The sequence below is a fragment of the Agromyces humatus genome (genome assembly GCF_021228295.1).
GTDB lineage: Bacteria > Actinomycetota > Actinomycetes > Actinomycetales > Microbacteriaceae > Agromyces > Agromyces humatus.
On the sequence record NZ_JAJQPD010000003.1, the window covers coordinates 293,145 to 313,898 of the forward strand.

General features: G+C 68.9%; 18 protein-coding genes, 1 tRNA gene and 1 pseudogene. 6 read left to right on the forward strand and 14 right to left on the reverse strand.

All coding sequences use genetic code 11. The features are described 5' to 3' along the window. Positions 1-4: 4 nt before the first annotated feature. Entirely contained in the window at positions 5-862 is an 858-nt protein-coding gene (locus LSF15_RS06620; protein ID WP_232497734.1) for a rhomboid family intramembrane serine protease, read from the forward strand. A gap of 209 nt (positions 863-1,071) precedes the next feature. Here LSF15_RS06620 and LSF15_RS06625 read toward each other — a convergent pair whose 3' ends face one another. Further along, a complete protein-coding gene (locus LSF15_RS06625) occupies positions 1,072-1,311 on the reverse strand; it encodes a cell division protein CrgA (RefSeq protein ID WP_232497735.1) in 240 nt (79 codons plus the stop codon). Positions 1,312-1,571: 260 nt separating this feature from the next. On the opposite strand from LSF15_RS06625, the gene LSF15_RS06630 reads away from it, so the two are divergent. Continuing rightward, positions 1,572-2,213: an anthranilate synthase component II gene (locus LSF15_RS06630; RefSeq protein ID WP_232497736.1), complete on the forward strand. Its 642-nt coding sequence runs from the start codon at positions 1,572-1,574 to the stop codon at positions 2,211-2,213. Positions 2,214-2,299: 86 nt separating this feature from the next. On the opposite strand, the gene pknB is transcribed toward LSF15_RS06630, so the two are convergent. From pknB to LSF15_RS06675, 9 genes are all read right to left on the reverse strand, one after another. Continuing rightward, on the reverse strand, positions 2,300-3,994 hold the full coding sequence (gene pknB / locus LSF15_RS06635) for a Stk1 family PASTA domain-containing Ser/Thr kinase (RefSeq protein ID WP_308188439.1): 1,695 nt from the start codon (positions 3,992-3,994) through the stop codon (positions 2,300-2,302). Between the two features lie 81 nt (positions 3,995-4,075). Beyond that, a complete protein-coding gene (locus LSF15_RS06640; RefSeq protein WP_232497738.1) occupies positions 4,076-5,779 on the reverse strand; it encodes a protein kinase domain-containing protein in 1,704 nt (567 codons plus the stop codon). Beyond that, the gene (locus LSF15_RS06645; protein WP_232497739.1) at positions 5,776-7,230 is read right to left on the reverse strand and encodes a peptidoglycan D,D-transpeptidase FtsI family protein; all 1,455 of its coding nucleotides are present in this window, start codon (positions 7,228-7,230) and stop codon (positions 5,776-5,778) included. Before LSF15_RS06645 ends, LSF15_RS06640 begins: the two co-directional genes overlap by 4 nt. After that, positions 7,227-8,561 (reverse strand): FtsW/RodA/SpoVE family cell cycle protein, encoded by a 1,335-nt coding sequence (locus tag LSF15_RS06650; RefSeq protein WP_232497740.1) that lies wholly within the window; start codon positions 8,559-8,561, stop codon positions 7,227-7,229. Before LSF15_RS06650 ends, LSF15_RS06645 begins: the two co-directional genes overlap by 4 nt. Positions 8,562-8,619: 58 nt before the next feature. Further along, entirely contained in the window at positions 8,620-9,852 is a 1,233-nt protein-coding gene (locus LSF15_RS06655; RefSeq protein WP_232497741.1) for a PP2C family protein-serine/threonine phosphatase, read from the reverse strand. A gap of 3 nt (positions 9,853-9,855) precedes the next feature. Beyond that, positions 9,856-10,413 carry an FHA domain-containing protein FhaB/FipA gene (locus LSF15_RS06660; protein WP_232497742.1) on the reverse strand — a complete coding sequence of 186 codons (558 nt, stop codon included), beginning with the start codon at positions 10,411-10,413 and terminating at the stop codon, positions 9,856-9,858. Further along, positions 10,410-11,156, reverse strand: a complete 747-nt coding sequence (locus LSF15_RS06665) for an FHA domain-containing protein (protein ID WP_232497743.1) — start codon at positions 11,154-11,156, stop codon at positions 10,410-10,412. The genes LSF15_RS06660 and LSF15_RS06665 overlap by 4 nt, the downstream gene beginning before the upstream one ends. A gap of 64 nt (positions 11,157-11,220) precedes the next feature. Next, complete coding sequence (locus LSF15_RS06670) at positions 11,221-13,731, reverse strand: glycoside hydrolase family 65 protein (RefSeq protein WP_232497744.1); 2,511 nt, start codon at positions 13,729-13,731, stop codon at positions 11,221-11,223. Continuing rightward, positions 13,728-14,585 carry an HAD family hydrolase gene (locus LSF15_RS06675; RefSeq protein WP_372459932.1) on the reverse strand — a complete coding sequence of 286 codons (858 nt, stop codon included), beginning with the start codon at positions 14,583-14,585 and terminating at the stop codon, positions 13,728-13,730. The genes LSF15_RS06670 and LSF15_RS06675 overlap by 4 nt, the downstream gene beginning before the upstream one ends. 192 nt (positions 14,586-14,777) lie before the next feature. On the opposite strand from LSF15_RS06675, the gene LSF15_RS06680 reads away from it, so the two are divergent. Then, positions 14,778-14,864 (forward strand) — tRNA-Leu (locus LSF15_RS06680). A 58-nt stretch (positions 14,865-14,922) separates the two neighbouring features. On the opposite strand, the gene LSF15_RS06685 is transcribed toward LSF15_RS06680, so the two are convergent. Both LSF15_RS06685 and LSF15_RS06690 read right to left on the reverse strand, forming a co-directional pair. Beyond that, positions 14,923-15,840 carry a serine hydrolase gene (locus tag LSF15_RS06685; RefSeq protein ID WP_232497745.1) on the reverse strand — a complete coding sequence of 306 codons (918 nt, stop codon included), beginning with the start codon at positions 15,838-15,840 and terminating at the stop codon, positions 14,923-14,925. Continuing rightward, a complete protein-coding gene (locus LSF15_RS06690) occupies positions 15,830-16,768 on the reverse strand; it encodes a helix-turn-helix domain-containing protein (RefSeq protein WP_232497746.1) in 939 nt (312 codons plus the stop codon). The genes LSF15_RS06685 and LSF15_RS06690 overlap by 11 nt, the downstream gene beginning before the upstream one ends. 73 nt (positions 16,769-16,841) lie before the next feature. Between LSF15_RS06690 and bla the strand changes: the two genes are divergently transcribed. Continuing rightward, positions 16,842-17,756, forward strand: coding sequence for a class A beta-lactamase (bla, locus tag LSF15_RS06695; RefSeq protein WP_232497747.1), 915 nt, complete (start codon positions 16,842-16,844; stop codon positions 17,754-17,756). 27 nt (positions 17,757-17,783) lie between these two features. On the opposite strand, the pseudogene LSF15_RS06700 reads toward bla, so the two are convergent. Beyond that, a pseudogene (locus LSF15_RS06700) lies at positions 17,784-18,008 on the reverse strand (ATP-binding protein); the annotation flags it as partial. Positions 18,009-18,159: 151 nt separating this feature from the next. On the opposite strand from LSF15_RS06700, the gene panD reads away from it, so the two are divergent. Beyond that, on the forward strand, positions 18,160-18,573 hold the full coding sequence (gene panD / locus LSF15_RS06705; protein ID WP_232497748.1) for an aspartate 1-decarboxylase: 414 nt from the start codon (positions 18,160-18,162) through the stop codon (positions 18,571-18,573). Between the two features lie 60 nt (positions 18,574-18,633). On the opposite strand, the gene LSF15_RS06710 is transcribed toward panD, so the two are convergent. Then, on the reverse strand, positions 18,634-19,014 hold the full coding sequence (locus tag LSF15_RS06710) for a DUF2255 family protein (protein ID WP_232497749.1): 381 nt from the start codon (positions 19,012-19,014) through the stop codon (positions 18,634-18,636). 265 nt (positions 19,015-19,279) lie between these two features. Between LSF15_RS06710 and LSF15_RS06715 the strand changes: the two genes are divergently transcribed. Further along, positions 19,280-20,752, forward strand: a complete 1,473-nt coding sequence (locus tag LSF15_RS06715) for a (Fe-S)-binding protein (RefSeq protein WP_232497750.1) — start codon at positions 19,280-19,282, stop codon at positions 20,750-20,752. Positions 20,753-20,754 lie beyond the last annotated feature (2 nt).

Here is a 20,754-nt window from a genome sequence, read left to right on the forward strand (position 1 = left end):
CGAGGTGAGCGACGCAGCGCCCGATCGCACCGGCTACTGCTACCGGCACCCCGACCGGCCGAGCTTCGTGCTCTGTCAGCGCTGCGGTCGAACCATCTGCGGTGAATGCCAGACACCGGCGCCTGTCGGCGTCATCTGCCCCGAGTGCATGCGCGAACAGCGTGCCTCGGCGCCCCGAACGAAGCCCGCGGTGCTCACACGCGCTCGCGCGGCCGCCGGGCGCGGTGCCCCGGTCGTGACGTATACCCTCATCGGCATCACACTGGCCGTGTTCCTGCTGCAACTCGTGCCCGGACTCGCGCTCACCGATCGACTGCTCTACGCCGGCGTGTACTCGATCCCGGGCAACCTCGAGCCGTGGCGCATGCTCACCTCGGTGTTCGTGCACTCCACCGGCCTGATCTTCCACGTGCTGCTCAACATGTACACGTTGTGGATCTTCGGGCAGCTGCTCGAGGGTCTCCTCGGCCGCTGGCGCTTCCTCGCGCTCTACCTGATCTCGGGGCTTGGCGGTTCAGTCGGGGTGCTCTGGCTCTCCGATCCGCGCGTCGGCGTCGTCGGGGCATCCGGGGCCATCTTCGGCCTCATGGGCGCATTCCTCGTGGTCCAGCGGCGACTCGGTGGGCAGACCACGCAGCTGTTCGTGCTGCTCGGCATCAACCTCGTCATCGGGTTCGTCCCGGGGTTCAACATCGCGTGGCAGGCTCACCTCGGTGGCCTCGTCGTCGGCGCGCTCGTGGGGTTCATCTTCGTCGAGACCCGCCAGCGCTCGCGTCAGGCCCTGCAGGTGTGGCTGCTCGCCGGCGTGGTGGCGGTGCTGCTGATCCTCGGCCTGCGATTCTTCGTGTTCCCCGTGTTCTGATGACCTCCCTCCACAGGTGAGGAGTTATCCACAGGCGTTTCCACAGTTGGGGAGAGTTACACGGCTGTAATTGTGGTCATTTCGGGGGACGCAGGCCTGTGCGACTCATCCACAGCTGTGGATAACTTTCGGCGCGGTGCTCGCCTGCGCATGAAGGCGGGCGGATGCCGCAGCACCCGCCCGTCGCGAGAATTCGCCGGCCGAGGTCGTCAGCGCCAGCGTGTGGTCATGAGGAAGCCGACGAAGGCGATGCCGAAGCCGATCAGGATGTTCCACGAGCCGAGGTCGGGAATCGGGAAGCGCCCCTGGCTCACGTAGAAGACGATGATCCAGGCGAGCCCGATCAGCATGAAGCCGAACATGACGGGCTTGAACCAGATCGGGTTCGGAGCCTCTTCGCCACTCGTCGCTTCAGCGCGCTCGGGCTTCGATGATTTTGCACGTGCCATGCGGGCGATTCTATCCGAGTGAACCGCACGGACACAGCACGGAGGTCGCCGCCGGGGAGGCGCCCGGGTCGGCGCCAGTGGTCTCGGCCGGATTCGAGCACATGGGAGCGGCATAGAATCGCTCATATGTCCGTGTCGCAGCCTGCCGTCGGTGGGTTCGTGGACGGGTCTTCGGGTCACCCGGCACCGACGAGGCGCCGGGTGTGCGCCCAGTGGGCCGGCGCGATGCCCAACACCATCAACGTCGCCGTGGAGGCACCATGACCCGCATCCTCGTCATCGACAATTACGACAGCTTCGTCTACACACTGAACGGCTACCTGCAGGAGCTCGGCGCCGAGACCGAGGTCGTGCGCAACGACGACATCGACGTCGCCGACGTGCCCGCGAAGATCGCCGAGTACGACGGCGTGCTCATCTCACCCGGTCCGGGCAAGCCGGCCGATGCGGGGGTGTCGATCCCCGTGGTCGAGGCGGCGCTCGCGACGGGGCAGCCGATCCTCGGGGTGTGCCTCGGCCACCAGGCGATCGCCGAGGCGTTCGGCGCCGTCGTCACGAACGCCGAAGAGCTCATGCACGGAAAGACCTCGCGCATCGAGCACGACTCCAGCCCGTTCTACGAGGGCGTGCCTCATCCGTTCACCGCGACCCGCTACCACTCGCTCGCGATCGTCGACGGCACCATGCCGTCCGAGCTCGTCGTCACGAGTCGCACCCAGGGTGGCGTCATCATGGGGCTGCGGCACGTGACCGCACCGATCTACGGCGTGCAGTTCCACCCCGAGTCGGTGCTCACCGAGGGCGGCTACCGTATGCTCGGCAACTGGCTCGCGGTCGCCGGGCTGCCAGAGGCGCGTGAGCGCGCGGCAGACCTGAACCCGTTGGTGCGCCCGACGGCGTAGCGCGCGCACCTATCCCGGCACGCACGCACGCATCCACGCACGCATCCACGCACGCTCGTGTGCGCTCGTGTGCGCTCGTGTGGCGCTCAGCCGGCGCAGTAGGTGAGTTGCACGTCGGAGTGCTGCGGCACGTCGCCGGGGGCCAGCGACTGGCGCGTGATCGGCGACCCGGGCGCGGTCGGGCACGCCGCATCGGGCACCGGGACCGGGTTCAGTTGCAGGTTGTCGGCCGTCAGGTAGTCGGATGCCGCAGCGAGCGTCTGCCCGGTGAGGTCGGGAAGCAGCACGAGCCCGTTGGAGAGCACGAACTGCACCGTTGAACCCATCTCGACGGAGGCGCCGCCCTCGGGCGTGGTTGACAGGACGGTGTCGGCGGCCACGGTCGGCGAATACTCACGGGTCTCTTGGCCGGCGACCAGGCCTACGGCCTCGAGCGCGGCCTTCGCGTCGGCCAGGGTCATGTTCGTCAGCTCGGGCACGGCGACCGCCTCCCGCCCGGTCGAGACGCGCACTCGGATGACCGTGCCGGCATCGACGATATCGCCGGCGGCCGGTTCGCTGCCGATGACCTGGTCGGCCGGCACCGTCTCGTTCGTCTCGTCGATCCGTGTCGCGGGCAGTCCGATGGCGGTGAGCCGCTCGACGGCGGCCTCGTAGGTGATGCCGGTCAGTACCGGAACCTTGCGGGCATTCGAGGGCAGGTCGTCGGCGGGCTGCAGGTTGAACGCCCAGTACATGACGGCGATGACGATCACGACGACGCCGATGATGCCCGACCAGATCCAGATCGCCGGGGGGCGTCGCTGCGTGCGCGCCATCGTCTCGTCTTCGGTGAGCTGTCGCAGTGCCAGCTCGGAGCTCGAGAGCGACGCCGTGGGCGCCCCGAACAGCAGTTGCGACTCGCTCGGCTTCTGGTGAACCGGCACGCGACCGGCTGCCGCGGTGTCGACGTCGGTGCGGAACTCGACCGCGGTCTGGTAGCGCTCGTCGCGGTTCTTCGCGAGTGCGTGCAGCACCACGGAGTCGAGCGCGGGCGAGACCTTCGGGTTGATCACGCTGGGCTTGACGGGTCGTTCGCTGACGTGCTGGTACGCGACGGCCACGGGTGTGTCGCCCCGGAACGGCGGGCGCCCGGTGAGCATCTCGAACAGCACGACACCCGTGGAGTACAGGTCGGTGCGCGCGTCCACGGTCTCGCCCTTGGCCTGCTCGGGCGAGAAGTACGATGCGGTGCCGAGGATCGCGGTGGTCTGCGCCACCGTGGTCGCCGAATCGGAGACGGCGCGTGCGATGCCGAAGTCCATGACCTTCACCTGGCCGGTGGTGGTGATCATGATGTTTCCGGGCTTGATGTCTCGGTGCACGACGCCGGCCCGGTGCGAGTACTCGAGGGCGGTGAGCACTCCGTCGATGACGCGCACCGCCGCGGCGGGCTCGAGCGGGCCATCGTGGATGATGTCCTTGAGCAGGCGCCCCTCGACGAACTCCATGATGATGAACGGCAGCTGCACCTCGTGCCCCGAAGGGTCGACGACCGTCTCTTCGCCGGCGTCGAACACGCGCACGATCGTGGGGTGCGCCATGCGTGCAGCCGACTGGGCCTCCTGCCGGAACCGCATGCGGAACGCCGGGTCGGTGGCGAGCTGCGGCTTCAGCAGCTTGATGGCGACCTGACGCCCCAGTCGGGTATCGGTGCCGACGTGCACGTCGGCCATTCCGCCGCGCCCGATGAGCGAGCCCACGCGATATCGTCCAGCGAGGACTCGTCCTTCATCGCTCACGGTGCGCGGCTCCCTTCATGGCTCGTCGTGGTCGTCGTGTGGGTGTCGCGCCGCTGGGCGGCGGCGTTCGACGCGTTCGGTCTACTCGCTGCTGGTGTCGGGTCCGGCGATCACGTTGACGGCAGTGGAAGGCGAGGACGGCGAGCTGAGCTGGCCGCAGAAGTACTGGTAGCTCACGTTGACCGTGCCCTCACCGGTCGTGGTGATCGTGACGTCGGTCGCGCCGGCGCCGAGCGGCGGAGCGGCGTTCGCCGGACCGTCGATGGCGACCTGGTAGCCCGACAGGGTCTGGCCGGCAGGGCAGGTCGCTGCGGGCCACGAGACCCGGAACGATTCGCCGTTGCGAACCTCGGCGGGGTCGACCGTCGGGGCCGCCGACGGAGCCGCAGGCGTCTCAGGGGCCGCGTAGTACGTGATGGTGACTTCGCTGCCGAGGGGCACGGGACCGGTCGGGTTCACCGCGTAGACGAGACCTGCCTGGTCGGGCGACGTGGCCGCGTTGCCCTCGGCGGCGTTCGCGACCATGCCGAGGTCGACGAGCTTCTGGCTCGCCTCGTCGGCCGAGAGTCCGACGAAGTCGCCGGGATTGATCTGTGCGGTCGTGGGAGCCACCTCGGTGGGGGTGGGCGTCGGTGTCGGAGTCGGGGTGTCGGCGGGCGTGGAGGGCGGCGTCGACGGGGGCGTCGTATTGGGGGACTCGTTGCCCGCGTTCAATGCGAAGGCGATGATCGTGCCGATGAGCACGATCGCGAGCAGGGCGATGAGGACGATGAGCGGCCACGTCCACGGGCTGCGCTTCTTCTTCTCGCCCTCGCCCTCTTCTTCGAGCTCGCCGTCGCCGGGAGCGGCTGCGGGCAGCACGGTCGTGGCCGCGGTGGCGGCCCCCTGCTGCGGCATGAGCATGGTCGCAGCGGTGACGCCCGCCGCACCGAGTACGGCGGGCACCGCGGCCGCAGCGGCCTGCACATCGCCGCGCCGCAGCGCCGTGGCGGCGCGGGCGAGGTGGGCCGCCGACTGCGGGCGGTCGGCCGGGTTCTTCGCGATGCACGAGTAGACCAGGTTGCGCACCGGCTCGGAGACCGTGACCGGAAGGTCGGGCGGCGTCTCGTTGATCTGCGCCATGGCGATCGCGACCTGCGACTCGCCGGTGAACGGCCGCCGGCCGGCGAGCGCCTCGTACGCCACGATGCCGAGCGAGTAGATGTCGGTGGTGGGCGACGCGGGATGACCCGAAGCCTGCTCGGGCGACAGGTACTGCACGGTGCCCATGACCTGGCCGGTCGCGGTGAGCGGCACCTGGTCGGCGATGCGGGCGATGCCGAAGTCGGTGATCTTCACCCGACCGTCGGGGGTGATGAGCAGGTTGCCGGGCTTGATGTCGCGATGCACGAGGCCGGCCGCGTGGGCGGCCTGCAGCGCCGACGCGGTCTGCGCCACGATGTCGAGCACCTTGTCGGTCGACAGCACGTGCTCGCGCTCGAGGATCGTCGAGAGCGCCTCACCCGGTACGAGCTCCATGACGAGGTAGGCGCTGCCTTCTTCCTCGCCGTAGTCGAACACGTTCGCGATGCCCTCGTGATTGACGAGCGCGGCGTGGCGCGCCTCGGCGCGGAACCGCTCGAGGAACCCCGGGTCGCCCAGGTACTCGTCTTTCAGGATCTTGATGGCGACCTGTCGACCGATCACGAGGTCGGTGGCTTGCCACACCTCGCCCATGCCGCCGATCGCGATCCGCGACTGGAGTTCGTAGCGCCCCCCGAAGGTGAGCCCTGCGCTCGGTCTCATTTGTTCAGCACCGCCTCTAGTACCTGCTTTGCGATGGGTGCGGCGATGAGATTGCCGAACCCCTCCTGACCCAGTCCTCCGCCGTCCTCCACGAGCACAGTGATTGCATACTGAGGATTGTCTGCGGGGGCAAAACCCGTGAACCAGAGAGTGTACGGGTCACTCTCGCCGTTCTCCGCTGTTCCGGTCTTACCGGCCACACTGACGCCGTCTATTCTTGCATTACTCGCAGCCCCGTTTTCGACGCCGTTGACCATCATCTGCACCATCGTGTTCGCCGTCTGCTCGCTGATGGCGCGGCCGAACTCACTGGGCTCGAACTCCTGCAGCGGGTTGAAGTCGGGCGCCGTGATCTGGTCGACGAGGTTGGGGTTCATCACGATGCCCCCGTTCGCGATCGCGGCCGACACGAGCGCCATCTGCAACGGGGTCGCCCGCACATCGCCCTGGCCGAAGGCGCTGAGTGCGGTCTGCGGGTCGTCGAGGCCGCGCGGGTAGGTGCTCACCTCGGTTGCGGTGGGGATGAGGAACTCGCTGTTGAAACCGAACTTCTCGGCCTGCTCGCGGATGGCGTTGTCGCCGAGGTCCATGCCGAGTTCGGCGAACGGGATGTTGCATGAGAGCCGGAGCGCGTCAGCCAGGGTCACGGTCGAACCGCCGCCGCACGACCCGCCGCTCGAGTTGCGCACGACCGCGTCGGTGCCGGGCAGCGTCAGCTCGGCGGGGTTGGGGAACGTCGACTCGGGGGTGTACCGCCCCGATTCGAGCGCGGCGGCCGTGACGACCAGCTTGAACACCGACCCCGGGGGGTTCATGTCGCCGCCGGTGGCACGGTTGAAGAGCGGATCCATGGGATCGGCGAGCAGGCCGTCATAGGTGGCCTGGACCTGCGCGCTGTCGTGCACCGCCATCGAGTTCGGGTCGAACGTGGGCTTGGTCACCATCGCGAGGATGCGCCCCGTCGACGGCTCGGTGACGACGACCGCGCCGGTGTAGTCGCCGAGCGCGTCCCATGCGGCCTGCTGCGCCACCGCATCGATGGCGACCTCGACGGATGCGCCCATAGGGTCTTGACCCGAGATGAGCCGGTTGAGCGAATCGAAGAACTGGCTCGATGATTGACCGCTCAGATACTCGTTGAGCGATCGCTCGAGCCCGGTGGCCTCGCCGTTCACCGGGATATAGCCCGTGATCGGCACGTACAGCGGTCCGCTGGCGTAGACGCGCTGGAACTTGTAGTCGTCGTCGCTCGGCTGCGAGAACGCGATCGGCGTGCCGTCGACGAGGATCGGCCCGCGCTCGACCGAGTAGCTCTCGTAGAGCGTGCGGGCGTTGCGCGGGTCGGCCGCGAGGGCGCTGGCCTGGACGTACTGGATGATCGTCGACGACACCAGCAGCGTGACGAACATGAGCAGCGCGATGATCGAGACGCGCTTGAGTTCCCGGTTCATCCGTCGATCACCAGCCTCGGATGGTTGCGTACCGTGTCGGAGAGTCGCAGCAGCAGCGCGACGATGATCCAGTTCGCGACGAGCGACGAACCACCGGCCGCGAGGAACGGGGTCGTCAGACCGGTCAGCGGGATGACCCGGGTCACGCCCCCGACGACGATGAAGACCTGCAGGGCCACGACGAAGGCGAGGCCGACGCCGAGCAGCTTGCCGAAGTCGTCTTGACCGGCGAATCCGATGCGGAATCCGCGTGCGACGAACAGCAGGTAGAGCGCGAGGATCGCGAACACGCCGGCGAGGCCGAGCTCTTCGCCGAGGCTCGCGATGATGTAGTCACTCTGCGGCACCGGCGTGAGGTCGGGGCGTCCCTGACCCCAGCCCGTGCCGATGAGGCCGCCGTTGGCGAGGCCGAAGAGTCCCTGCACGAGCTGGTAGCTGCCACCGAACTCCTGCTCGTAGCGCTCGGGATTGAGGGGGTCGAGCCAGTTCGCGAAGCGGTTGCCCACGTAGTCGAGGGTCTGGCTCGCGATGAGGGCGCCGCCGACGAACAGCGTGAGGCCGAGCACGACCCATGAGATGCGGCTCGTGGCGACGTAGAGCATCACGAGGAACAGGCCGAAGTACAGGAGTGCCGTGCCGAGGTCGCGCTGGAACACGATGACCGACATCGACAGAGCCCACACCACCAGCAGCGGCCCGAGGTCGCGGGCGCGCGGGAACTTCATGCCGAGGAACTTCGTGCCGACCATCGACAGCGAGTCGCGGTTGCGCACGAGGTATCCGGCGAAGAACACCGCGAGGGCGATCTTGGCGATCTCACCGGGCTGGAACGTGGCGATGTCGCCGAAGCCGATCCACACCCGCGCGCCGCTCACCTCGCGCCCGAGCCCGGGGACGAGCGGCAGCAGGAGCAGCACGATCGCGACGAGCCCGGCGAGGTAGGTGTACCGGAACAGCACGCGGTGGTTGCGGATGACGAGGATCGTCGCGATCGCGGCGATGATCGCGATCGCGCTCCATGCGATCTGGCGCACGGCCGCCGACTCCCAGCCGGCCTCGCCGTTGGCGATGTCGATGCGGTAGATCATGGCGATGCCGAGGCCGTTGAGCACGGTCGCGATCGGCAGCAGGAACGGGTCGGCGTCGCGTGCGACGAAGCGCATCGCGATGTGCAGGCCGAAGACGAGCACCGAGAGGCCGGCGCCGAGCAGCACGAGCTGCGTGTCGACGCGGCGCATTGCGCCGAGCTGCACGAGCACGATCGCGGCGGCGTTGATGAAGCAGGCCACGAGCAGCAGCCAGAATTCGAGATTGCGCAGCTTCTGGGGCATCCGGATTCTTCGGACGCCGGTCGGCGGCGTGCCGGTGGCGACCGGCGTGCCGGTCACGTCACTCAATGGAGTCCTCCAATCGCTGGACGATGAGCCTCGCCTCGCCGAGCGAGCCGGCGCTGATCGTCTGCTCGACTCGCTGCTGATCGTACGTGCGCAACTCCGAGACGTCGATGGTCGTCTCGGTGTGCAATTCGTGCAGCGACAGCGGGCCGAGGTTCTGCTGGATTCCCTGGAACACGGCGACCCGGCCGTTGGACTCGCCCACGTAGTAGCGCGTCTGCGTCCACTGGTAGCCGAGCACGAATGCGGCGACGATCGCCCCGATGAGCAGCACGATCCAGAAGCCCCACAGCCACCGTCGCCGGCGCCTGCGACGCGCGTCTTCCTCGATGATCTCGTCGAAGAAGTCCTCGGAGTCGGGTTCGAAGTGCGTCTCTTGAACCGGGTGCGGCCGGAACGGAGTGAGACGGATGCCGCGGGGCCGGGCCGGTTCGGGTGCGGCGCCGAAGGCGAGCGGGGCGGCGGCGGATCCGACGATGAGCGGGGGCGTCGCGGGAGCGGCCGGCTCGCCGATGTCGACGACGACGACGGTGACGTTGTCGGGCGCGCCGCCATCGAGCGATGCCTTCACGAGACGATCGGCGACCTGCTTCGCCCCGGCGTCGGCCGACATGATCTCGAGGATCTCGTCGAACGACGCCACCCCCGAAAGGCCGTCGGAGCAGAGCATCCACCGGTCGCCGTCGCGGGTGTCGAGCACCATCTGGTCGATCTCGGGGGAAGCCTCGACGTCGCCGAGCACGCGCATCAGCACCGAACGACGCGGGTGCACCATGGCCTCGTCGGCGGTGATGCGACCGGCGTCGACGAGGCGTTGCACGAAGGTGTGGTCGGTCGAGATCTGGCTCAACTCGTCGGAACGCAGCAGGTAGATGCGGGAGTCGCCGATGTGCGAGATGACGACCTGGTCACCGAGATGCAGCAGCGCGCTCACGGTCGTGCCCATGCCGGTGAGCTCGGCGTGGTCGGCGACGGTCTCGGCGATCTGCCGGTTCGCGGCGATCAGTGCGGCCTCGAGATCGGCCCCCGCATCGACGGAGCTGTCGTAGTCGATGTCGGCCTCGGCGATGCGGCGGGTCGCGATCGCGCTCGCGACGTCACCGCCGGCGTGGCCGCCCATGCCGTCGGCGACGAGGAACAGCCGGCGCCCGGCGTAGCCGGAGTCCTGGTTGTTCGAGCGGACCCGCCCGACGTGCGAGACCGCTGCGCTCGCCTTGACCGTCGCCATGGGCTACCGTCGCAGCTCGAACGTCGTCGCTCCGACCTTGACGGTGGCTCCGAGCGGGATGGGCACGGGCACGGTCACTCGGGAGCCGTTGAGAAAGGTGCCGTTCGTGGAGTCGAGGTCTTGGATCATCCACCGGCCGTTCCACAGCATGATGCGGGCGTGGTGGGTCGACGTGTAGTCGTCGCGGATGATGATGGCCGAGTCGCTCGACCGGCCGATCGTGATCTCGTCGCGACCGAGCGGGAACTCGGCGCCCGCCTTCGTTCCGCTCGTTATCACGAGTCGGGTCGCGTTCTCGCTCGAGGCGAGTTCGCCGTCGGGCCCGGATGTCGCTGCCGACGCCGCGACGGGAGCCCTGAGCGCTGCGGGGACCGGGGTCACCGGGGAGCTGGGGAACGCCGAGGCCGCGGGGGCGGGTGCCGCGCTCGACGCCTCGGGCTGCAGCTTGCGCACGCGCTGCCCGAACAGGTCGCTGCGCAGGGCGTACACGATGGCGAAGATGAACACCCACAGCAGCAGCAGGAAGCCCAGTTGCAGGACGAGGAGGGTGAGTTCGCTCATTCGCCGGGCCCCCAGAACCCGCCCATGTCGTGGCGCTCAGTCGCCGGGTCGGCGCGGCGCGGATCGCTCGGTGCGCCCGACGCCTGGGCGAGCACGCGGAAGACGATGCGCGACCGGCCGATGGTGATGACCGAGTCGGGTTCGAGGATGGCCTCTTTGACCGGACTGCCGTTGAGCTGGGTGCCGTTGGTCGAGCCGAGGTCGCGCACGCGCGCCCGGCTGCCGTCCCACTGCACCTCGGCGTGCCGGCGGGATGCCCCCGAGTCGTCGAGGGTGATGTCGGCCTCGCTGCCGCGACCGATGACGGTGCGGCCCTTGATGATCGGGTAGCGCTTGCCGTCGACATCGAGCACCGGGGTCCAGGCGACCTGGCCCTTGACGTTGAGCGAGTCGACCTGCACCATGCCGACGCTGAGGCCGGAGTCTCGGTCGAGCCCGATCGTGATGCCGCCCGCGAACTGGAAGCGCTGGCTCGCAGCATGCTTCTGCACGAGGTCGACGAGCTCGTCGATGAGCGCCGGGCCGAGGCCCGTCATGCGGTCGTAGTCTGCCGGAGCGAGGCGGACCGTGAAGTTGTTGGGCACGAGCACGCGGTCGCGCGAGACCACGGCCGCCTTCGTGTCGATCTCGCGCTTGAGAGCAGACGTGATCTCGACGGGTTGCAGCCCCGATCGGAAGGTCTTCGCGAACGCGCCGTTGACGGCACGCTCGAGACCCTTCTCGAAGTTGTCCAGTAGGCCCACAGGTCTCCCGCTCCGGTTTCTGACTGTGTGACATGGTAGCCCGAAGGCCTGTGCAGACGTCGATTCAGTCGATCGGAATCACGGTCTCGAAATCGTCGGCGTCGAGCGACAGCGTTGGGATCGACGCCGTGAGCAGGGTACCGTCGGCGCGGCGCGAGCCCGTGACATCCTGCATCGTCGGCGAGCCGTACAGCCGCGGGCCCTGACCGTCGAGCGGCACCGTCACCGGGGAGTGGCGTTCGACGGTCACCTGGGCGCCCCGCACCCTGACCGTCGCCTCGTCGCCGACCTCGACCGTGAACGTGATCGATTCGGGCTTGAGGTCGACGCGCAGGCGAGTGCCCCGCAGCGTGAGGCGGAACGTGAGGCGCTCCCAGGTGTCGGGCAGGCGCGGGTCGAACGTGAAGACGCCGTTGTGATCACGGAATCCGCCGAACCCCGACACGAGGGCCGACCACACGCCGCCGGTCGACGCGACATGCACGCCGTCGGCCGCGTTGTGATGGAGGTCGGCGAGGTCGACGAAGAGGGCAGAACGGAAGTACCGCACCGCGAGTTCGTGGTAGCCGACCTCGGCCGCGATGATCGACTGGACGACGGCCGAGAGGGTGGAGTCGCCGGTGGTCAGCGGGTCGTAGTACTCGAAGTTCGCGCGCTTCTCGGCGGCGGTGAATCGGTCTCCCTGCAGGTACAGGGCGAGCACGACGTCGGCCTGCTTGAGCACCTGGAACCGGTAGATGACGAGCGGGTGGTAGTGCAGCAGCAGGGGACGGCGGTCTTCGGGAGTGTGCTCGAGGTCCCACAGCTCCTTCTGCAGGAACGCGCTGTCTTGAGGGTGGATGCCGAGCTGCTCGTCGAACGGGATATGCATGTGCGCGGCGGCGCGGCGCCAGCTGGCGACCTCGGCCGGCGTGACGCCGAGCCGCTGGACGAGCTGGTGGTACGCGACCGCGTCGTCGACCTGCAGGTTGTCGATGGCGAATGCGGCCGCAGCGAGGTTCGCCCGCGCCATGACGTTCGTGTACAGGTTGTCGTTGACGACGGTCGTGTACTCGTCGGGCCCGGTGACGCCGTGGATGTGGAAGACGTCGTCGGCATTCGACCGCCAGAACCCGAGGTCTTCCCACATGCGGGCGGTCTCGACGAGGATGTCGATCGCGCCGCGCCCGAGGAAGTCGGTGTCGCCGGTCGCCGCGACGTACTGGCAGAGCGCATACGAGATGTCGGCGTCGATGTGGTACTGCGCGGTGCCCGCCGCATAGTAGGCCGACGACTCCTGGCCGTTGATGGTGCGCCACGGGAACAGGGCCCCCATCTGGTTGAGCTCGAGGGCGCGAGCCCGGGCGGCATCGAGCATGCGCTGCCGGAACCTCAGGACATTGCGCGCCACGATCGGCGCGGTGTAGCTGAGGAACGGCAGCACGTAGATCTCGCTGTCCCAGAAGTAGTGACCACCGTATCCTGAGCCGCTCACGCCCTTGGCGGCGACGCCGCCGCCGTCGGTGCGGGCCGTGGCCTGGGCGAGCTGGAAGAGGTTCCACCGCGTCGCCTGCTGCAGGGCCGGTTGCGCGGCGATCTCGACGTCGGATCGTTCCCAATAGTCGTCGAGCCAGGCGCGCTGCTGGGTGAAGAGCTCGCTGACCCCGAGTTCGGCCGCGCGGTCGAGGGTGCGGTCGCACCGGTCGACGAGCTCGCGCGCAGGCACCTTGCGTGCCGTGTGGTAGCTCACGGTCTTGGTGATGCGGATCGGCATGCCCTGCTTGGCGTGCACGCGGTACACGTGCTTGGCGAGATCGTCGCCGATGGTTCCGCTCTCGGAGAAGGCGTTGTCGGTGGCGATCGAATGCTCGACGCCGACGGCGAGGGTCATGCCCGAGTTCGTGCACTGGTAGCCGAGAATGTAGCGGCCGTCGGCGTCGCGCTTGACCCGGGGCTGCAGCACCCGCTCGATGAACTGCTCGGCCTTGCGCGGGTCGAACCCGCCGGGCGCCTCGAGCACGCCGCCGCGGTACTCGTCGCGCCCGTCTTGGCGGTTGAGCACCTGGCTCGAGATCGTGACCGCGGCGTCGGCGTCGAGCAGTTCGACCTCGTAGTCGATGACGGCGAGGTGTCGGTCGGTGAAGCTCGTCATGCGTCGGCTCGTGATCAGCACGCGCTTGCCCGCTGGCGTGCGCCACTCGATCGACCGGCTGAGTGCGCCGAGCCGGAAGTCGAGCCGCCGCTCATAGGAGAGGAGTTCGGCCTCGGTGAGCACGAGCGGCTCGTCGTCGACGTACAGGCGGATGATCTTCGCATCGGGCACGTTCACGATCGTCTGCCCGACCCGCGCGAAGCCGAACGCCTCTTCGGCGTGCCTGATGGGCCAGGTCTCGTGGAACCCGTTCACGAACGTGCCGTGCATGTGGCCGTCGCGGCCCTCTTCGACGTTGCCGCGAAGGCCGACGTAGCCGTTGCCGACCCCGAACAGGGTCTCGGTGCGCCCCATGTCTTCGTTGCCGAACTCGGTCTCGACGAGTGCCCACTCGTCGACGGGGAAGCGGCTGCGCTTCAGCGGATCGTCGTCGGCGAACCTCATGCGTGATCCCCCCTTCGCGTGGGTTGAGGAGCCGTCTCGAAACCGGAGCGGGTGGGTTTCGAGACGTCGCTTCGCTCCTCGTGGACCCGCCGAAGCGCGGGGATGAGTTCGTCGAGCTCGTCGACCACGACGTCGGCACCGAGCTCGACGAGCGTGTCTCGGCCGACTCCGCGGTCGACGCCGATGACGATGCCGAAGTCGCCGGCCGCGCCGGCGCGGACACCGGACTCGGCGTCTTCGACGACCGCGCACGCAGCGGTCGGCAGGCCGAGCAGCACGGCCGCGCGTTCGAACGTGTCGGGCGCCGGTTTGCCCGGCAGCCCCTCGCGCGCGGCGACCGCGCCGTCGACGACGACCTCGAACCGGTCGGCGAGGCCTGCGGCATCGAGCACGGCGGGTGCGTTCTTCGAGCTCGAGACGACGGCCACGAGGCATCCGCTCGCCTGCACCGCATCGAGGAACGCGACACTCGTCGCATACGGGGCGACGCCCTCGTCGGCCAGGGTCTCGTTGAAGGCCTCGTTCTTGCGATTGCCGAGACCGTGCACGGTGTCAGCAGTGGGCGCGTCGGTCACGTCGCCCTCGGGGATGCGGATGCCTCGGCTCTCGAGCAGGCTGCGCACCCCGTCGTAGCGGGGCTTGCCGTCGATGTGGGCGAAGTAGTCGGCCTCGCGATACGGCGCGGCACCGTGCTGCTCGAGGTAGGGCGTGAACAGCCGCGCCCACGCGTGCATGTGCACGATCGCCGTGGGCGTGAGCACGCCGTCGAGGTCGAACAGGTAGCCGCGGATGCCGCTGAGATCGGTGTCGGCGGGAGCCCTCGGTGTCGTGGGGGACGAGGGGGAAGGGGACACGGGGGCGGTCCTTTCGGTCGCGATGGTCGTGGGGCGCCAGAACCCGTACGTTCGATGGTATTGCCGCGTGGCGCGGGAGCGCGAGGTCAGGTGGAGACTCTGAGGGAGTGCCAAGGGTGGTGCTCGAATGGTGTTGCCGCCTCGGAGATGTTAGTCTCTCGTGGTTGGACGCACCACGGTGCGACCACACGTGCGCGAGTGGCGGAATTGGCAGACGCGCTGGCTTCAGGTGCCAGTACTCGCAAGGGTGTGGGGGTTCAAGTCCCCCCTCGCGCACCACGATCACGACAGAGCCACCTCATGGGGGCTTCTTGCTCGGCGCCATCGAATCGCGCGCTCACCGCATAGGGGGCGCCTGATCCGACCGCAACCGGTCGTGCAGCAGCTTCGCCGCGTGGCCGAGCGCCTGCTCGGCGGCCGGCTGCCGCCACGCCGGAACGGATGACTCGCTGAGCACGGCGATCGCGAAGACGCCGCCGTCGACGTGCTCGAGCACGCCCACCTCGTGCCGGAGATGCAGGAAGCTCCCGGTCTTGGAGTGCCACACCGCATCGTCCGACTCGAGGTCGGGCGCGAGCCGCTGACGCATGAGGTTCATGCCGAGCAGGTCGCGGAGCACCGCCCGGTGCGGGCGCAGCGCGGGGTCGCACCAGATCCGGTCGAGGAGGGTCGCAAGCGAGCGTGCGGTTCCGGCGTTCGCGCTCGTGACGTCGAGTTGCGGAATGAGATGACCGCCGCCCTGCGTCGAGGCCTGGACGGCGAGCGTCAGCGCCTGCGGCATCTCTTCGGGTGAGAGCCTGCTCGCGAGGGTTCGGTGGAGCTCGCGGATCGAGTGGCGCACGGTGATGTCGGCGATACCCAGCTCGCGGAGCAGGTCGGTGACCGCGACGGGCGGGCAGAGGCCGAACAAAGCGTCGGCGGCGGTGTCGTCGCTGACGGCGAGGGCCATGTAGATCAGGTCCTCCACGGCAACGGTCGTCGGATGCCGGAAACGGCTGTACCCCGTGAGCCCGGGCGTGCGATCCGCATCGGCGAGTTCCACCATCCGGGCGAGATCGAGCTCGCCGACTGCCGCCCGATCGAGCACCGCGAGGGCGAGCGGGAGCTTGACGACGGAGGCGAGTGGATACGGTTCGTCGGGTTCGATCGAGATCTCGCGGCCGCTGCGGAGGTCGCGGACGACGATGGAGGCAGTGAGCCCCGCGTCGGCGAGCACTGCCGCGGCCTCGCGCACCACTCTGTGGTCACCCAGCATGGGCGAATCTCGCCTTCCTCGCCCGTGTCGTGAGCGGTGGCACGTTCTCGGTCGCCCGGAGCAGTGCTGCGAGGTGCGCGCCGGTCGCTTCGGTGAAGCGCGCCGCGAGGTCGCCGTCTCGGGAGGCGAGAGCGTAGCCGCGAACGAGCCGGAGGTCGCCGAGCGGCCGCCATCCGAGGCCGAACCCGTCGGCCTCCGCGCGGGTGCAGAGCACCCGATCGCCACCGCCGATCGCCTCGGCCATCGCCGTGATGATCGATGGTGCGATGCGCAGCTGCCCCGGTACGAGCCCGGCGCCGTTCCGCACCCGTTCGAGCCGGTCCCGCACGTGCGGCACCTCGTCTTCGGGCTGCAACCAGAGTCGTCGTGTTCGCACCGCGCCACGCTTCTGCCTCAGCTCGGCGAAGAAGAACGGTGCGTCGGTGTGGCCGGCCCGAGCACTGCCGACCCCGAGTGGACTCGACCACCGGGCGCGGTCGGGTTCGACGTGTTCGAGCACCAGCCGGATGCGACCGGCGCTGAACGCCTCCGCACGCTCGGCCGGACGCCCCGGCGCGAGCTCCACCGTCATCGATCGGGCCGCGGCCGCAGCGCAGAGCCGCGCCGCGGCGGACTCGTCGATGTGGTGCGGCACGCCGAACCCGACCGGGAGAAGGAGGGCACGGCCAGCGTCATCCGAGAGTTGGTGCGCGGCCGTGACGAGCTTGATCGCCGTCGGCAGCACGCCATGCCCGAACTCGGTGAGTTCGACGCGACGCGAGGATCGGTCGAAGAGCCGCGCGCCGAGGTGCTCCTCCAAGGCGGCGATGCGTCGGCTCGCGACCGATTGCGTCACACCCGCGCCTGCGGCGCCTGCAGTGAAACTCTCGCGTTCCGCCACTGCGACGAACACCTCGCAAGCGGCCTTGAGATCGAGCTGTCTCGACATGCATGCGATTCTTGCATTGATAGCCGCCTTCAGTGCTTTGCCTGCATCGACGGCGGGCGGCAAGACTGCCGCCATGACCTCACGACCGAACTCCACTCCGATCACCCGCCGCTCGTTGCTCGCGTTCAGCGGCCTCTCCACCGCCGGTGTCGCCGCCGCCGTCATGGCCGGTCCGCCTGCGTTCGCGGCTCCTGTCGGCAACCCCGAGCGGATGACCCGCGCGCTGCGCGAACTCGAGCTCGCGGCATCCGTCACCATCGGCGTCACGGCCGTCGCGCACGGCTCGCACCGGGCGTTCCGGTACCGCGGCGGCGAGCGGTTCCCGATGTGCTCGCTCTTCAAGACGATGGCCGTAGGCGCGCTGGTGCAGTCGCGCGGCTACGACGACGTGTACTGGAACACGCCCATTCCGTTCACACGCGACGATCTCGTCGAGAACTCGCGCGTGCTCGACAAGACGACGACGTGGCAGGCGACACCCGGGGAACTCGCCGACGCAGCCCTGCGCTTCAGCGACAACACCGCGGGCAACCTCATCCTGCGCGAGCTCGGCGGGCCCGCGGCGATCACCGCGTTCGCAGTCTCGCTGGGCGCGACGCACACCCGGCTCGACCGGTGGGAGCCCGAGCTGAACGATGCGATCCCCGGCGACGAACGAGACACGTCGACGCCTGACGACATCGCGCGGATCTACGAAGCGCTCCTGCTCGACGACGCCGCCGGCGTACTCGCCTCGTCCCGTCTGAGGGAGTGGATGCTGCGCAATAGGACGTCGGACAACCGCATGCGTGCCGGGCTGACGCCGCCGTACGAGCTCGCGGACAAGACCGGCGGAGGCGACTACGGGGTCGTCAACGACGCGGGCGTGCTCTGGCGCCCGAGTGAGACCCCGCTCACCATCGCCATCATGACCCGCACCGATCGCGCGGACGCCGCGTACGACAACGAGGCCATCGCCGAGGCGACCCGCATCGTCGTCGGCGGCTGAGTGCAGGCCGATCAGCCGCGCGATGGATCATCTGCCGGTGTCGGGCGACGGGGCGGCCGGCAGCCGGACCGCGACACGGAGCCCGCCGTCGGGACGGGGCGCGACGGTCAGCGTTCCATCGTGTGCGTGCACGATGCTCGTGACGATCGCCAGGCCGAGGCCGACACCTGGGTGGTCGCTGCGGATGCGCTCGGTACCGCGCTGGAACGGTTCGGTGAGCGTCGAGACCAACTGCGGGCTGAGCTGCTTGCCGGTGTTCTCGACACATCAGCTCATGTGTCCGGGACGCGGTCGACATCGGCGACGTCGATGCAGCGGTGAGAACTCGTCATCAAGCGACCCACGTGTCCGGATGCTCGTCATACTCGTATGTGGCCCCTGCCGGCGATAGGACGACACCCCCATGATCCGCACCATGCTCAAGTCCAAGATCCACCGTGCGACGGTGACGCATGCCGACCTGCACTACGTGGGGTCGCTGACGGTTGACCGGGACCTGTTGGACGCCGCCGACCTCGTGCCCGGCGAGCAGGTGGCCGTCGTCGACGTGACCAACGGTGCGCGGCTCGAGACGTACGTGATCGAGGGGGAACGCGGGTCGGGCGTGATCGGGATCAACGGGGCGGCGGCGCACCTGATCGGCGTCGGCGACCTCGTGATCGTCATCTCCTACGCTCAGGTCGAGGCGCACGAGCTGCAGGAGTGGGAACCCGCCGTCGTGCACGTGGACGCCGCCAACCGGGTGGTCGAGATCGGCGGGGACGTGGCTGCGCCGACCGACTCGACATCGACACCGCCGCACGCGATTCGGCGCTGACGTCAGACGAGATCGCCGGCGCTGAGCATGCGTCGCGGTGCTGGTAACCCCCGAGAACGGTTATGATCCGGTCGGCACCAGCCTGAACGTTGTCTCGACCACCTGATCGCCCACGACCGTCCCCACGATGCGCGGCCCATGGCGGTCGTACTTCGCGTGGTACGCGGCGTCGATCGCGGTGTGGGCATCGGGTGCGGCATCCGCGAACTCGACATCGCGCTCGACGCCGCCGGCGCGGATCCGCCCGCGACCGCTCGCCTTCGCCCGGCGGAACCAGCCGTTGTCGGGACCGTAGGCCGACCGGATGACGAGGTCGTCACCGGCGCGGACGACCCAGATGATCACGTACGGCCGCAGCGTGCCGTCGCGGCGGTACGACGCGACCCTCAACTCCTCGGCATCGCCGATATGGCGCAGGTCATCCTCGGTCCAGCTGCTCACGTCGTCTCCTTCTCATAGGTACGGTTCCAGTCTGCGTCGCGTTGGGCACGTCGGGGGCGGACGTCCCGGCTCGGCGAAGACCGCGAGGTGCGACATCCGATCGCCTCACGGCTCGGCGACCACCTCGAGCACCACGCGCGTCCATACCTCCGCAACCCTTGATTCGAGGTGTCAGGTTCGGAAGGATGGCAACTGTCGCAGTCCGACGTCGCTTTGCTCGTTCCGGACACACGCCGGAGCGTGCTCTACTCGCCGAGGAGTTGCCGTGACCGACCTCGACCAAGACGGGCAGTCGCCCGCCGATCCGCTGCTGCACGCGTTCACGCCCGGAATGCACGGGAATCCGCCCGAACTCGCCGAACTCACTCGCGACGACGAGGTCGTGCCGCAGGTCGTCATCCCGGTCGCCGACGTGAAGACCCGCGAGTTCGTCGAGGAGTGGCGCAACGCCTCGTACAACTGCTATTCGTCGGGCCACAAGTTCTGCCGCGAGGTCTGCCCGGTCATGACCGAGACCCGCAACGAGTCGTGGACCCCGACGGCGTTCCACGCGAACGTCGTGGCGATGGAGCGCGGAGAGCTGACCATCGACGACGTCGCCGCCGACTACGTGAACTGCACGCAGTGCGGCGCCTGCGAGTTGCGCTGCCCGAACACGCTGTACACGGGCGACTTCTACCGGTTCCGCACGCGAACGGTCGATGTCGTCAAGGCGGCGCGGGCGCTCGCCGTCGATTCGGGCATCCATCAGGAGGGATACCGGTCGTGGAACGCCCGCACGGCCGAGCGCAGCCACGAGCCCGTGCTCGGCGACGTGCCCGTCGGTCAGGACACCGTGCGCGACTGGGCCGACGGTCTCGGCATCCCCGTCGGCGGCGAGTCGATCCTCTTCGTGGACTGCGAGGCGGCCTTCTACCGCACGTCGGTGCCGCGTGCCGTCGCACAGGTGCTCCAGAAGGCGGGCTACGAGTTCGGGCTCATGGGCGAGCAGTGGTGCTGCGGCGGGCCGGCCGCCGAGATGGGCTACGTCGACCAGGCCCGCGTGTTCGCCGAACACAACATGGCGTCGTGGCGCGCCACGGGTACGAAGCGGATCCTCGTGCTCGACCCGCACGACTACATCAGCTTCACCGAGGACTACCCGAAGTACTTCGGAGCGGACTTCGACCTCGAGGTGGTGCTCGTCGTCGAACTGTTCGCCGAGATGATCCGCGACGGCCGGCTCGTGCCCGACGTCGCCGTCGACCGTGCGATCACGTACCACGACCCCTGTCGACTCAACAAGCGCAAGGGCATATGGAAGGAGCCGCGCGAGGTGCTCCGTGCGATCCCCGGGCTGCGGTTCGAGGACGTCGACCGGGTCACCCAGTGGTCGTACTGCTCGGGCGCCGGCGGGGGACTCGCGGTCGAGAAGCCCGAGCTCACGGCCGCGATCAGCGCGCGTCGCCTCGACCACGCCGGCCGGCTCGACGTCGACACGCTCGTGAGCGCGTGCCCGTGGTCGGAGCGCCCGCTGACCGAGGCGGGCGACGACGTCGACATCGACGTGCTCGACATCCACGAGCTGCTCGCAACGTCGCTCGGCATCGAGGTCGGCGGCACGCGCGGCGAGACCGGCGACCGGCGGCTCGCACAGGCGCGCACGGGTGCCATGGGCCGCGTGCGCCGCACCAAGAGCGCTCGCGGTTCAGGCGGCGTCGGTTCGGATGCCGCGGGCTCGGGCTCGGGCCACGGCTGAGG

Excerpts from the sequence above, each read along its gene's own strand:
- LSF15_RS06625 (WP_232497735.1), bottom strand. The coding sequence starts at position 1,311 with ATGGCACGTGCAAAATCATCGAAGCCCGAGCGCGCTGAAGCGACGAGT.
- LSF15_RS06630 (WP_232497736.1), top strand. The coding sequence starts at position 1,572 with ATGACCCGCATCCTCGTCATCGACAATTACGACAGCTTCGTCTACACA.
- LSF15_RS06640 (WP_232497738.1), bottom strand. The coding sequence starts at position 5,779 with ATGAGACCGAGCGCAGGGCTCACCTTCGGGGGGCGCTACGAACTCCAG.
- LSF15_RS06645 (WP_232497739.1), bottom strand. The coding sequence starts at position 7,230 with ATGAACCGGGAACTCAAGCGCGTCTCGATCATCGCGCTGCTCATGTTC.
- LSF15_RS06650 (WP_232497740.1), bottom strand. The coding sequence starts at position 8,561 with ATGCCCCAGAAGCTGCGCAATCTCGAATTCTGGCTGCTGCTCGTGGCC.
- LSF15_RS06655 (WP_232497741.1), bottom strand. The coding sequence starts at position 9,852 with ATGGCGACGGTCAAGGCGAGCGCAGCGGTCTCGCACGTCGGGCGGGTC.
- LSF15_RS06660 (WP_232497742.1), bottom strand. The coding sequence starts at position 10,413 with ATGAGCGAACTCACCCTCCTCGTCCTGCAACTGGGCTTCCTGCTGCTG.
- LSF15_RS06670 (WP_232497744.1), bottom strand. The coding sequence starts at position 13,731 with ATGAGGTTCGCCGACGACGATCCGCTGAAGCGCAGCCGCTTCCCCGTC.
- LSF15_RS06685 (WP_232497745.1), bottom strand. The coding sequence starts at position 15,840 with ATGCTGGGTGACCACAGAGTGGTGCGCGAGGCCGCGGCAGTGCTCGCC.
- LSF15_RS06690 (WP_232497746.1), bottom strand. The coding sequence starts at position 16,768 with ATGTCGAGACAGCTCGATCTCAAGGCCGCTTGCGAGGTGTTCGTCGCA.
- bla (WP_232497747.1), top strand. The coding sequence starts at position 16,842 with ATGACCTCACGACCGAACTCCACTCCGATCACCCGCCGCTCGTTGCTC.
- panD (WP_232497748.1), top strand. The coding sequence starts at position 18,160 with ATGATCCGCACCATGCTCAAGTCCAAGATCCACCGTGCGACGGTGACG.